General features: G+C 41.3%; 14 protein-coding genes. 9 read left to right on the plus strand and 5 right to left on the minus strand.

The window, feature by feature from the left end; genetic code table 11:
• Genes leuB through HNR41_RS02145 form a run of 4 tightly spaced genes read left to right on the plus strand, consistent with a single transcriptional unit; the run spans nt 1 to nt 4,103 of the window.
• Nucleotides 1-1,059, plus strand: coding sequence for a 3-isopropylmalate dehydrogenase (gene leuB / locus HNR41_RS02130; RefSeq protein ID WP_184281253.1), 1,059 nt, complete (start codon nt 1-3; stop codon nt 1,057-1,059).
• A gap of 23 nt (nt 1,060-1,082) precedes the next feature.
• Nucleotides 1,083-2,495, plus strand: coding sequence for a 3-isopropylmalate dehydratase large subunit (gene leuC / locus HNR41_RS02135; protein WP_184281254.1), 1,413 nt, complete (start codon nt 1,083-1,085; stop codon nt 2,493-2,495).
• Nucleotides 2,496-2,505: 10 nt separating this feature from the next.
• The gene (leuD, locus tag HNR41_RS02140; RefSeq protein ID WP_184281257.1) at nt 2,506-3,102 is read left to right on the plus strand and encodes a 3-isopropylmalate dehydratase small subunit; all 597 of its coding nucleotides are present in this window, start codon (nt 2,506-2,508) and stop codon (nt 3,100-3,102) included.
• Between the two features lie 23 nt (nt 3,103-3,125).
• Entirely contained in the window at nt 3,126-4,103 is a 978-nt protein-coding gene (locus HNR41_RS02145; protein WP_184281259.1) for a threonine/serine dehydratase family protein, read from the plus strand.
• Nucleotides 4,104-4,189: 86 nt separating this feature from the next.
• Here HNR41_RS02145 and HNR41_RS02150 read toward each other — a convergent pair whose 3' ends face one another.
• Entirely contained in the window at nt 4,190-4,804 is a 615-nt protein-coding gene (locus HNR41_RS02150; RefSeq protein WP_184281261.1) for a YktB family protein, read from the minus strand.
• A gap of 78 nt (nt 4,805-4,882) precedes the next feature.
• Here HNR41_RS02150 and HNR41_RS02155 point away from each other — a divergent pair, with 78 nt between their 5' ends.
• Nucleotides 4,883-5,695 carry an inositol monophosphatase family protein gene (locus HNR41_RS02155; protein ID WP_184281263.1) on the plus strand — a complete coding sequence of 271 codons (813 nt, stop codon included), beginning with the start codon at nt 4,883-4,885 and terminating at the stop codon, nt 5,693-5,695.
• A gap of 310 nt (nt 5,696-6,005) precedes the next feature.
• On the opposite strand, the gene HNR41_RS02165 is transcribed toward HNR41_RS02155, so the two are convergent.
• Nucleotides 6,006-6,566 (minus strand): hypothetical protein, encoded by a 561-nt coding sequence (locus tag HNR41_RS02165; protein WP_184281267.1) that lies wholly within the window; start codon nt 6,564-6,566, stop codon nt 6,006-6,008.
• Between the two features lie 166 nt (nt 6,567-6,732).
• Nucleotides 6,733-6,924: a DUF5325 family protein gene (locus HNR41_RS02170; RefSeq protein WP_184281269.1), complete on the minus strand. Its 192-nt coding sequence runs from the start codon at nt 6,922-6,924 to the stop codon at nt 6,733-6,735.
• A 135-nt stretch (nt 6,925-7,059) separates the two neighbouring features.
• On the opposite strand from HNR41_RS02170, the gene typA reads away from it, so the two are divergent.
• Nucleotides 7,060-8,886 carry a translational GTPase TypA gene (typA, locus tag HNR41_RS02175; protein ID WP_184281271.1) on the plus strand — a complete coding sequence of 609 codons (1,827 nt, stop codon included), beginning with the start codon at nt 7,060-7,062 and terminating at the stop codon, nt 8,884-8,886.
• Nucleotides 8,887-8,910: 24 nt separating this feature from the next.
• Nucleotides 8,911-9,285, plus strand: a complete 375-nt coding sequence (locus tag HNR41_RS02180; RefSeq protein WP_229714928.1) for a YlaH-like family protein — start codon at nt 8,911-8,913, stop codon at nt 9,283-9,285.
• 40 nt (nt 9,286-9,325) lie between these two features.
• Here the strand turns inward: HNR41_RS02180 and HNR41_RS02185 are convergent, their stop codons facing one another.
• Nucleotides 9,326-9,811: a hypothetical protein gene (locus HNR41_RS02185; protein WP_184281273.1), complete on the minus strand. Its 486-nt coding sequence runs from the start codon at nt 9,809-9,811 to the stop codon at nt 9,326-9,328.
• Between the two features lie 154 nt (nt 9,812-9,965).
• Here HNR41_RS02185 and HNR41_RS02190 point away from each other — a divergent pair, with 154 nt between their 5' ends.
• Complete coding sequence (locus HNR41_RS02190; protein WP_184281275.1) at nt 9,966-10,256, plus strand: Fpa/YlaN family protein; 291 nt, start codon at nt 9,966-9,968, stop codon at nt 10,254-10,256.
• A 39-nt stretch (nt 10,257-10,295) separates the two neighbouring features.
• Nucleotides 10,296-11,480, plus strand: coding sequence for an FtsW/RodA/SpoVE family cell cycle protein (locus HNR41_RS02195; RefSeq protein WP_184281277.1), 1,185 nt, complete (start codon nt 10,296-10,298; stop codon nt 11,478-11,480).
• A gap of 50 nt (nt 11,481-11,530) precedes the next feature.
• Here HNR41_RS02195 and HNR41_RS02200 read toward each other — a convergent pair whose 3' ends face one another.
• Nucleotides 11,531-12,532, minus strand: coding sequence for a cation diffusion facilitator family transporter (locus HNR41_RS02200; RefSeq protein ID WP_184281279.1), 1,002 nt, complete (start codon nt 12,530-12,532; stop codon nt 11,531-11,533).
• Nucleotides 12,533-12,598: the final 66 nt, after the last annotated feature.

Consider the following 12,598-nt stretch of genomic DNA (forward strand, 5'->3'; position numbering starts at 1 on the left):
ATGAAAAAACATATAATTACACTTCCCGGCGATGGTATCGGTCCGGAAATTATGAACTCGGCTCATGAGCTGTTAAAAGCAGTGGGAGAAAAATATAATCACGAATTTACAGCTGAGTCGAAAGATATAGGCGGTATCGCAATAGATAAACATAATGATCCGCTGCCCCTGGAAACCATTGAAGCATGTGAATCAGCTGACGCTATACTGCTTGGTGCAGTCGGCGGGCCGAAATGGACGGACAGCAAAATACGTCCGGAACAGGGGCTCCTGAAGATCCGCAAACACTTTAATCTGTTTGCGAATCTGCGTCCGGTAACAATATTCGATTCACTGGAAGCTTCATCACCGCTGAAACAGAGTATTGTTCACGGCAGTGACTTAATGATTGTCAGAGAACTGACAGGCGGTCTGTACTTCGGTCAGCCGAGTGAGCGCAGGGATGGCGGACAGAGTGTAGTCGATACACTGACTTACACATACGGAGAAATAGAACGTATCGTCCGCATTGCTTTCGATACGGCAATGACAAGACGTAAACATTTAACATCAGTAGATAAAGCGAACGTATTGGAATCGAGCAGAATGTGGCGTGAAATCGTCAATACCGTAAGTAAAGAATACCCGGAAGTTACTGTAGAACATGAACTTGTTGACGCAGCTGCGATGAAACTGATTACGAATCCTTCATATTTTGATGTCATCGTAACTGAAAACCTGTTCGGAGATATTTTAAGTGATGAAGCTTCTGTAATTACAGGATCACTCGGCGTACTGCCGTCAGCGAGTTTAAGCGAAAATGGGTTAGGTCTGTTCGAACCGATCCATGGTTCAGCACCCGACATTGCGGGAGAGAATATAGCAAATCCAATCGGTATGATGCTGTCTGTCGGCATGATGCTTAAGTATTCATTCGGTCTGCATGAAGAATCAGCAGCGATAGAAAAAGCTGTGAATCAGGTGCTTGCAGACGGATTTAAAACGGCAGACTTAAAGATTGACGGAGCAGTAACGTTATCTACGGCGGAAATGACTGAAAAAATTATCAGCTGTCTATAAAAAAGTTAAAGGAGAAGGTTAACATGGCTCAGAAAAAAACAATAATCGAAAAAATCTGGGAACGGCATGTCGTTCATCAAGAAGAAGGCAAGCCTGATCTGCTCTATATCGATCAGCACTTAATCCATGAAGTGACTTCGCCCCAGGCTTTTGAAGGATTACGCTTAAATAATAGAAAAGTCCGCCGTCCGGATTTAACGTTTGCAACGATGGATCATAACGTGCCGACGAAAAACAGAGAAGATGCCCAGGATGCCACTGCTCAAAAACAGATGGATGCATTAAAGAAAAACTGTGAAGAATTCGGTATTAAGCTTGCAGATATGTATCATCCGGATCAGGGGATTGTTCACGTAATCGGACCGCAGCTGGGATTAACCCAGCCGGGTAAAACAATTGTCTGCGGAGACTCGCACACTTCAACTCACGGTGCGTTTGGAGCACTTGCTTTTGGTATCGGGACGAGTGAAGTGGAGCACGTATTTGCAACTCAGACATTAACGCAGTCAAAACCGAAAACTATGAATGTTAAAGTTAATGGCAGTTTAAGTGTCGGTGTAACGGCTAAAGACTTAATTTTAGCGATAATCGCGAAATTTGGAGTCGACTTCGGTACAGGACATGTCGTTGAATATACAGGACAGGCGATCAGAGATTTAACGATGGAAGGCCGCATGACGGTATGTAATATGTCAATTGAAGGCGGTGCACGCGCAGGGCTGATTTCTCCGGATGAAACAACTGTAGACTTCCTTCGCGGACGCCGTTATGTTCCGAAAGATGAAGAGGAATATAAAGCACTTGCCAAAGAGTGGCTGAGCCTGAGTACAGACGAAGATGCAGAATACGATACAACACTTGAAATTAACGCATCTGAAATTGAACCTCAGGTATCATGGGGAACCAACCCGAGCATGGTCGTTCCAATCAGTGCAGCAACACCTGTCATAAGCGGTTCCAAAGATGAAGACTCAACGAAACGTGCACTGGAGTATATGGGCCTTGAAGAAGGAATGGCGATTACTGATATAGAAATAGATCATGTCTTTATCGGTTCATGTACGAACTCGCGTGTGCTGGATTTACAGCGTGCAGCGGATATTATTCAGGGCAGTAAAGTTAAAGATGGTGTCAAAGCAATCGTTGTTCCGGGATCATTCCTTGTTAAACAGGAAGCGGAGGCACTTGGGATTGATAAAGTATTTACCGATGCAGGATTCGAATGGCGTAACGCCGGATGCAGTGCGTGTCTTGGAATGAACGAAGACACAGTACCGCCGGGCGGCCGCTGTGCATCAACTTCAAACCGCAACTTTGAAGGCCGTCAGGGGAATGGTGCGAGAACTCATCTTGTCAGTCCTGAAATGGCGGCGGCAGCAGCGATTAACGGACGTTTCGTAGACGTTAGAAAATATCAGAGCAGAGTAACTGCATAGGAGGGTAATTATGGAGGCAATTTCAAAGCATGAAGGTAAAGTGTATCCGCTGAACCGTTCCAATGTTGATACAGACCAGATTATCCCGAAGCAGTTTTTAAAGCGCATTGAACGTACAGGATTTGGACAATTCGTTTTTCATAACTGGCGTTTTAATGACGATGGTTCGAAACGGGAAGATTTCGATATGGATGAGCCGAAATTTGACGGAGCTTCTGTACTGGTTGCAGGAGAAAACTTTGGCTGCGGTTCATCACGTGAACATGCACCGTGGGCACTTCTTGACTACGGCTACAAAGTTATTATTGCACCGGGCTTTGCGGATATATTCTACTCGAATGCATTCAAGAACGGCATAATTTTAATTAAGATGCCGGAAGAGCAGGTGGCGGAGTGGCAGGAACAGTCAAAAGACGGAGAATTTAACTTGTCGGTTGATCTTGAAAAACAGAAAATTACAGACAGCAGCGGGAAGACATTTAACTTTGAAATCCCGGCTTATCACAAAGAGAAATTAATTAACGGCTGGGATGATATTGCATTAACTTTATTAAATGAAGAAAAAATAACAGCTTTTGAGGAGCGTGGTCTTTTGGGAATTCGTTAAATAATGATTTAGTCAGAGATGCTATGGAATATCTGCGGGGCAATGTACACAAAACACCGGTGGTAACATCACAGACAACAAACGAAAGAACCGGTAAAAATGTTTATATGAAATTGGAAAATCATCAGAAAACCGGTGCATTCAAATATCGGGGTGCTTCTTACAAACTGTCGAAACTGACACCGGCACAGCTGGCAGCAGGTGTGGTGACTGCGTCTGCAGGAAACCATGCACAGGGTGTGGCGCTTGCTTCAAAAAAACTGAACGCTACAGCTACAATCTTTATGCCTGAAGGTACACCCTCAGCTAAAGTAGAAGCAACAAAAGGATATGGTGCGGCTGTTAAACTTGTTGGACAAAGCTTCCAGGAAGCTTTCACTGCATCGCTGGAACATAAAAAACTGACAGGTGCGACATACGTTCATCCTTTTGATGACTATGACATCATGGCAGGCCAGGGTTCAATCGGAGTTGAGATGCTGGAAGAAATACCGCAGCTGGACACAATAATCGTACCGATAGGCGGCGGGGGTCTAATAAGCGGCATTGCAGTAGCGGCGAAGATGATCAAACCATCTATTAAAATAATCGGAGTGCAGGCATCAAATGCACCTTCGATGTTCAAATCATATTACACAAAAGATGACCATGTGGTGCTGGACAGCTGCAGTACGATAGCAGAAGGCATCGCGGTCAAACAGCCCGGTGAATTAACACAGCAGGTTGTGCGGCAGTATGTAGATGAAATCTACTGCGTATCGGAAAGCGAGATTGCGTATGCAATGATTTATCTGCTTGAACGTACGAAATCATTAGTTGAAGGTGCAGGTGCATCGGCACTCGCAGCACTCCTTGCATACAATGACAAGATAGACTCTGAACACACAGGAGTTATCGTCAGCGGGGGGAACCTGGATCTCAGTAAAATGGGAGAAATCCAGGCGCTTTCGCTGAAATCAAATCATAAAACAATAACGAGAGAACAAATAACTGTGCTGTAAATTAATACACCCGTACATCAAACTCCCGGGGAGTTTGATGTACGGGTTATTTTGTATAGATGAGTATTGTGCGTCACCTGAATATATCAGTCCTGGTGATAGAACTGAACGAGGTTTTCCATAACCTGTTCAAGGTCATTAATAAACACATCGTCAGAACTTAACTCTTTGTCGCCGGGTTTATATACTTTACCGACAAGGAATTCACCTTTTTTAACATCCCGGAGCCGTATCAGTCCTTTTTCCAGTTCTTCATCTGTCATTTCGTTCAACGCTGTTTTAGCCGGCTTCATATGGTCTAATGAAATTTGATAGTCCTGAGGCAGGTTATCGAATTTATCCATATTGCTGAGCCAGTTTTCTGCCAGACGCTGCTTGTCTTTTGATTCGTAAATAATACCGTACATGCAAAATGCGTGGCTGTTGTATAAACCGATCTGGAAGTGCGGCATCATCTTGTAGCCGCGAGGATTCGTGCTGAATGCCACCCATGTATCGTCAGGCGGGTTTGTCGTACGGCGGGCGTGTTTAGCGACATGTGCGTAAGTTTCGTCACCTGTCATTTCAGTTATGTATGAACTGAAGTGTTCCCCGAGCTGTTCGAGCTTCGGACGCGTGTTCTCAATCAGGGCTGCCATTCTGTTTTCGAGGCCGTCGATATTGAAGACATCGAAGTCTGTTTGTGTAAAAGTATACTTCATTAAGGTTGAGCTCCTTTCAAAAGGTCTCTCTTATGATAAAATAAAGTTGGAGAGCAATCAAATGATTGAGGTGTATTCATGGATATATATAACTTTGGCAAAGAATTAATCGTTGAAGCAGGAAAATTTATCGAAACACGCATGACTCATGAGTTTCAGGTGGACAGTAAATCAAATCCGAATGATTTGGTTACCGATGTCGACAAAGAGACAGAACAGCTGTTATACACCAGAATACTGGAACGTTTTCCGGACCACCGTATTATCGGTGAGGAGGGTCACGGTGAGGATATAAATGATACAAAAGGAGTCATCTGGATTGTCGACCCGATTGACGGTACTTTAAATTTTGTGCACCAGGGTGAGAACTTTGCGATATCAATCGGTGTATTTATCGATGGTGAACCGTATTGCGGATTGATCTATGATTGTATGAAGCGTGATTTATACCATGCAAAGTATAGAAACGGGGCGTTTGTTAACGAACAGGCATTGAAGCCTGCTGAGAATATCCCATTAAATCAGTCTCTGATTGCCATTAATCCGAAAAGAATTCTAAGCGATGCAACACGCAGCCCGTTCTTTGAAATTATGGCCAAATCACGCAGTGTCCGTTCATACGGTTCGGCAGCACTTGAGTTTGCGATGCTTGCCAAAGGTCAGATTTCCGCACTGATGTTTCTCAAATTATATCCGTGGGATTATACCGGCGGTGTAATTATTACCGGGGAACTCGGTTATAAAACAACGGATATTTACGGAGATGAACTGCCGCTTTTAAGTTCTGCAAGCGTCATCAGCGGCAACCCGAAAATACACGGGGAAATTATTGAACACTTTAAAGATGATAAAACACTGCATGAATTCCATGATGCATTTCACGACTTATAATAATATTTTTGAGCCTGCCTGGATGTTTTCGTGAAAAGTCTGCTGACATACTTCAGCAGAGCATAGTTGCTGAGAGGAACTTCGATATGTTTCCTGATGTCTTTTTTAGAGTAGGGCTGGTTAATATTTAAGAGATTCAGCATATCAAAATAATCGGTAAAAATATTTTCGAGATTATGAATGGTGTGGCAGGCTTCACACATTATTAAATTACTGCTGAGAAGTGAGAGTTCAAACTCCATGCAGTCTGTGCATTTGAAACCGGGCTTAAATTGACTTAAATCCGCGTTCGGGAATGCCGCACGGTTTTTTAACTTTGCAATTCCGGACGCGGATGCTTTTTTCTGATTACAGCACTGTGTTCGATAGCTTTTAAGTAGTAAGGAAGATTTTTAAGAGATAAAAACTGATCGGAAGGCCGTTTGGCGAGTTTGAATGTTTCATTCATTACGACGTGTTTAATAATAATCGGGCGCTGAAACTTACCGTCATCAATAAGTGTTTCTTTAAATTTACCATAGACTTTCTCAGTCCGGTTTAAATCGTAAACAGCTTCGTAATTACTGTCGATCAGAATATTAAACGGGTTGATGAAATGTTCACCGGCATAATCATGAAGAATAAATAAGTAGTAACAGTATTCTGTTGCAATCAGAACATTTATCAATTCATGATCTGTGCCTATTATTACTTCGCAATGCCAGAACAGTTCCATGTTTTCCTTATTAATCTTGCTGAGATACAAATCAAAATGTTCTTCCAGCAAGTCCATCCGCTGCATTGCTTTGAATTCTTCAGTCTCGTCATCGCTAAAAGGCAACCGGTTATACAGAAATTCGTAAACTTTTAATTTTTCATTTTTTTGTCTCACAGCAAAGCTCCTTTAATAATGATAAGTACATTATTAATCGCTTATAAAATACCGTCAAAACACAGAAATTAAAAAAAAGACAAAAAAAAATAACAGATTTCCGTATTATTCCAATACAAATAAGGAAATCTGTTATAATAAATAAGCAGTTAAATAAAAACTGAAGTTAGAGCCAATCATTCTCACGATACTTTTTCTTCAGTGTAAAACCTATACCGAAAATAGCGATAAACACTATTACGGACAGTACTGCCAGTATAATCATTTCTTCAGCGATGAAGACTGAGAATGCAACCATCATTAACACTGCCAAAACAGCGAGTATTAAAAATACAGCTTTTGATTTTTTCTTTTCCATAAGCAATCCCCTAAAAGTCATTTGTCTTATTTCAAATTATATCATAAAAATAAATCCCTGATTGTTTAAAATGGTAAAAATTGTGGTATACTGTTACGGTTATAAAGATATTCTATATACGAAGGGAAAATCCTCTTGATGAACCTGAGAGAAAACATTAGAAACATAGCAATTATTGCACACGTAGACCATGGTAAAACGACACTGGTAGACCAGCTGTTAAAACAGTCCGGTATTTTCCGTGAAAATGAACACGTTGAAGACCGTGCCATGGACTCGAATGATATTGAACGTGAACGCGGAATTACAATTCTGGCAAAAAATACGGCGATCGATTATAAAGATACGCGTATAAACATTTTAGATACACCTGGTCACGCTGACTTTGGTGGAGAAGTAGAACGTATTATGAAAATGGTTGACGGGGTTATTCTCGTTGTCGATGCATATGAAGGAACGATGCCGCAAACACGCTTCGTACTTAAAAAAGCATTAGAACAAAACTTAAAACCGGTAGTAGTAGTAAATAAAATCGATAAACCAAGTGCACGTCCTGAAGCAGTAGTGGACGACGTTCTTGAATTATTTATCGAACTTGATGCAAATGACGAACAGCTTGAATTCCCGGTTGTATACGCATCTGCAATGAACGGTACTGCGAGTCTTGAACTGGGCGAGCAGGATGAAAATATGCAGTCTATTTACGATACTATTCTGGACTATGTTCCGGCACCTGTTGATAACAGTGACGAGCCTCTGCAATTCCAGGTATCATTACTGGACTACAACGACTATGTCGGCCGTATCGGAATCGGACGCGTATTCCGCGGAACGATTAACGTCGGTGAAACAGTTTCATTAATTAAAGTAGACGGATCAACTAAAAACTTCCGTGTATCGAAGATTTTTGGTTTCCTCGGACTGACACGTGTTGAAATTGAAAGTGCCAAAGCCGGAGATCTTATTGCAATAAGCGGTATGGAGGACATCAACGTCGGTGAAACAATTACACCGACAAACGCTCAGGAAGCACTTCCTGTACTTCACATTGATGAGCCGACACTTCAAATGACATTTGCTGTAAACAACTCACCATTCGCAGGCCGCGAAGGTAAGCACGTTACTGCAAGAAAAATTGAAGAGCGCTTAATGCTTCAACTGGAAACTGATGTATCACTTCGCGTTGATCCTACAGATCAGCCGGATGCATGGAAAGTATCAGGACGTGGTGAGCTTCACCTGTCTATTCTTATCGAGAACTTACGCCGTGAAGGATTCGAGCTGCAGGTGTCGAAACCTGAAGTTATTATCCGTGAAATCGACGGAGTTAAATGTGAGCCTTTCGAACGTGTACAAATCGACGTTCATGAAGAAAACACAGGAAGCATCATCGAATCAATGGGTACACGTAAAGGTGAAATGCTCGATATGGTTACTACAGGAAACGGGCAGACTCGTCTGATATTCCTTATTCCTGCACGCGGACTTATCGGTTACCGTACAGAATTCATGTCAATGACACGCGGTTACGGTATCATTAACCATACTTTTGAAGAGTACCGTCCAGTTGTTAAAGGACGTATTGGCGGACGCCGTAACGGTGTGCTTGTATCGATTGACAAAGGTGCTGCCAGCACATACTCAATCCTTGCACTTGAAGGGCGCGGAACTAACTTTATGGAACCGGGTACTGAAGTTTACGAAGGTATGATTGTTGGTGAAAACTCACGCGAAAATGATCTTGCAGTTAACATTACTAAAGTTAAAGCTGCGAACAACATCCGTTCAGCCAACAAAGAGCAGACGACTACGATGAAGAAACCGAGATCACTGACTCTTGAAGAAGCACTTGAGTATATTAACGAAGACGAACTTGTGGAAATTACACCGGAAACAATTCGTATGCGCAAGAAAATTTTAGAGAAAAACGCTCGTGAAAAAGCGTATAAAAAAGGTAATTAATATTAGCGAAATGGAGTGAGGCAGTTGTTTAATCCCCTCATTCTCCTGAACACTCAAAGCGGGACAGGTTTAACAGAACGTCTTACTTTTTTCGGGAGATTATATGGTCTGGATTCCAATCCTGAAGCAGGTATGTGGTATTTATTCATTACGATTTTCGTACTGTGTGCTATCGTGTATCAACTGGGATTTGCCCGCAAAGTGAAGCTGTGGCAAACGATAGTCATCTATTTACTGATGTTTATCGGTGTAATATTCCTGACGTTTTTTGGAGCATTCTATCCTGTTGCTGAGTGTTTAATTGTTATTGCAATAGTACTCGCAGGCTACAGATACAGACTGCATAAAGAAAGAAAAGAAGGTAATATTGCACAGCCGAAAGGGCCGCCGGCGCAATAAAATAAAATGAAAAAACCGCGAACATCATGTTCGCGGTTTTTTATTTGAATTCTATTTTGGTTACGTATACGAGACGTTCCTGTTCAATGCCGTCATCTCCGACAACGAGTAAATCGAACAGTCCGTCTTCATGCAGACGTTTGCCTTTGTTTGAGAAGTGCGCATAAAAAGTTTCGCGGTCTTTGTATAAAAGTTCAGTTTCGCCGTCATTATGTACAAAAACAATTTTTGCATTTTCATCTTCATATGCTTCGGCATACTCAAGGAAAGGTGCAAGGCTGATAACGAATGAATTTTCGAGAAGCTCGCGTTTCTTAAATTTTTTCTCAGATTTCAGCGTAGGCGGTTTTGTTTCCCCTTCGATAATCTGACGATTCCATTCAGTTTCATCATTGAATGTAATTTCTTCTCCGTCTTCTCCTTGTGACAGTAAATCTTCGAGGACAATTTTGCGGTCATCAAAAATCCAGGTCGATGGATCCAGAGTAATTTGGTATCGGACATTGCCGGTAAGTTGAATAATCATTAATATCGCTCCCTTTGCTTAGAAATTATAGCAAAGTTTTTAAGAAAATTATACAATGGATACATAAACGTTCACTATTGCGTGTCCGGATGTCACTTGCTTTTTTATGTTTGTTAAGATAAAATTTATGAAGAGTAAATGAGGGGGGAACCGCGTGTCTGCTGAAAAACAAATGAGTAAAGTCGCTTATGACCAATTAGATAAAGACGCCGACAGAATTCTCCAACTAATCGAAGTTCAAATGGAAAATTTAACGATGCCCCAGTGTCCGGTTTTTGAAGAAGTACTGGATACACAAATGTTCGGCCTATCGAAAGAAATAAATTTTGCAGTGAGACTTGGTTTAGTTGACGCACAAGACGGCCGTGATATTCTGGATCATCTTGAAGTTGAAGTATCCAAAGTACACGAAGCATATATGGAAAAAGAAAAGAATCGAGTCTAAAGAATATTTCTTTAGACTTTTTTAAATGAGGGACCTGCCGTGCAATTTATAAAGAATTTTTTCAACTATGTTAAGTCGTATTCAAAGTACGTCGATTTCTTAATACTAATCGCATACGTAGCACTGTCTCTCATAGGTCTGGTTATGATTTACAGTGCAAGTATGGTGTCTGCACAAATGCAATTTGGCAATGCTGAAAACTTTTATACAAAACAGCTGCTGATTATCATTTTAGGATTTTCACTTGTATTCTTCATGACTTATTTTATGAGCGGAAACTTCTTTAAAATGAAAGGCGTACAATTGATTATGCTGGTTTCAATTATATTTCTGCTGTTGTTTACTATGTTTTTCGGTTCCGAAATTAATGGTCAGAGAAACTGGATTGATCTTGGATTCTTCAATCTCCAATCATCGGAGTTCTTTAAAATAATTGCAATTTTATACTTGGCGTACATATATAATAAACGTGAAAAGCGAATAGATTCTGATGACATTACAAGTATTATTCCTTTGGCATTTATTCTCATCGTGTCAGGAATGGTAATGCTTCACGACTTTGGTACATGGTTAGTAATTGCTGCGATGATTATAGGTACATTTCTGTATATCCGTATTCCTGTAAAAGCAATTTTATGGACAGGTGTATTAGTTGGGGGAGTAGGTACTGCTATAGCCGGTATTACGTTTCTGGTAAAGGGATCAATATTAAATGAGTATCAGTTAAACCGTATCGAAACTTTCTTCCATCCGTTTAACGATCCCATGGGTACCGGTTATCAGCTGACCAACTCGCTGATCGCGATATCCCACGGTGGGATGTTCGGTACCGGTATCGGTAACGGGATTATTAAACTCGGCTATCTGCCGGAGCCGCATACGGATTTTATAATGGCGGTTATCGCTGAAGAACTTGGTCTCATAGGTGTATTATTTATCATCCTGCTGTACCTCGTCATAATACTGAAAGCATTGTCATATGCACACCGCTCAACGGATACATTTTACAGAATTGTATGTATCGGGGTCGCAATGTACATCACGATGCAGGTATTTATAAACGTCGGCGGTATTTCGAAGATCATTCCGCTGACTGGTGTACCGCTGCCGCTTTTAAGTTACGGAGGTTCATCATTCCTCAGTGTGTCGATAGCAATAGGACTTTTAATTATTGCAGCGAAGCACGTTAAGCAGAAAGAAATTGAACTTAAAAAACAAAGGTAATATAAAACCTCCGGAAATTTAATTTCCGGAGGTTTTAGTTTTAAAAATTATTATTTTTTACCGGACTTATTATCAAGCTGACCTTGAGTTTCCGGCCATGAGCGGCGGCCGTCATCGACTTCAAATTCCAGGTTGACGTCAGCGATATGACTTTGCTTCATAATCAGTGCTTCGATGTCATCTCTTAATTTGTTAGTGTATTCGACAGTTAATTCCGGAGCAATTTCCGCAACGACTTCCACGTGGAGATCATCTCCTTCTTTCATGACGATAAGTTTCTGAATATCTTTAATATCATCATTTCTGAACACAATCTGGGAGATACGCTGTTCCATCTGCGGATCGCTTTCCCCGAGTACACCGGCAGCATTTTCCATAAATACTTTATACACGATATAGAACATCATCAGACCGATGATTACGGATACTATACCTTCCGATTGTTCAATGCCCGCAAAACGTCCGATTAATATACCGATAATCGCAAGCAGAGCACCTGCTGTTGCAACAGTATCTTCTAAAAAGACGAGTTTTGTAGCAGGTTTTGCCCGATTCATATATTTGTAGCTCAGTGTCAGCGGTTTAATACCGTCGTAGGGCTGTTCAGCCTGCTGAAGAAGTTCCTTGCCTGCTTTGAACAGCACGATACCTTCCAGAACTACTGCGATTAACAATACGCCGATATTAATGAGCAGCATCGTTGTATCAGTCTGAACCGGCAATGGTTCTATAATGTGATGTATACCTTCTCTTACAGTTTCATAGGAAAGGATTGCAACTATTATAATTGCAAACAGACAAACGAGATTGACCAGACGGCCGAAGCCGAACGGGAATCTTTTAGTCGGCGCTTTCTTTGAAAGACTGGATCCGGTAAAGACAAAAAGCTGGTTGACAGCATCCCCGAAAGAGTGCATCATTTCTGCGAACATCGCAACGTTTGCAGTAAATAAAAATGCTAAACCTTTCAGGCAGGCAAGCACAAAGTTTACTATTGCTGCAGTCAGTGCGGCCATACTCCCTTGTTTAAGTAAAGCGAATATATCTTTCATGAATACATCTCCTTTAATAAAATTTAAGACATTATGAAGCAATACCCGAAATAGGGGAATGTATGT

It is taken from the genome of Jeotgalicoccus coquinae (assembly GCF_014207425.1).
Classification (GTDB): Bacteria; Bacillota; Bacilli; order Staphylococcales; family Salinicoccaceae; genus Jeotgalicoccus; species Jeotgalicoccus coquinae.

Excerpts from the sequence above, each read along its gene's own strand:
- leuB (WP_184281253.1), top strand. The coding sequence starts at position 1 with ATGAAAAAACATATAATTACACTTCCCGGCGATGGTATCGGTCCGGAA.
- leuC (WP_184281254.1), top strand. The coding sequence starts at position 1,083 with ATGGCTCAGAAAAAAACAATAATCGAAAAAATCTGGGAACGGCATGTC.
- leuD (WP_184281257.1), top strand. The coding sequence starts at position 2,506 with ATGGAGGCAATTTCAAAGCATGAAGGTAAAGTGTATCCGCTGAACCGT.
- HNR41_RS02145 (WP_184281259.1), top strand. The coding sequence starts at position 3,126 with ATGGAATATCTGCGGGGCAATGTACACAAAACACCGGTGGTAACATCA.
- HNR41_RS02150 (WP_184281261.1), bottom strand. The coding sequence starts at position 4,804 with ATGAAGTATACTTTTACACAAACAGACTTCGATGTCTTCAATATCGAC.
- HNR41_RS02155 (WP_184281263.1), top strand. The coding sequence starts at position 4,883 with ATGGATATATATAACTTTGGCAAAGAATTAATCGTTGAAGCAGGAAAA.
- HNR41_RS02170 (WP_184281269.1), bottom strand. The coding sequence starts at position 6,924 with ATGGAAAAGAAAAAATCAAAAGCTGTATTTTTAATACTCGCTGTTTTG.
- HNR41_RS02185 (WP_184281273.1), bottom strand. The coding sequence starts at position 9,811 with ATGATTATTCAACTTACCGGCAATGTCCGATACCAAATTACTCTGGAT.
- HNR41_RS02200 (WP_184281279.1), bottom strand. The coding sequence starts at position 12,532 with ATGAAAGATATATTCGCTTTACTTAAACAAGGGAGTATGGCCGCACTG.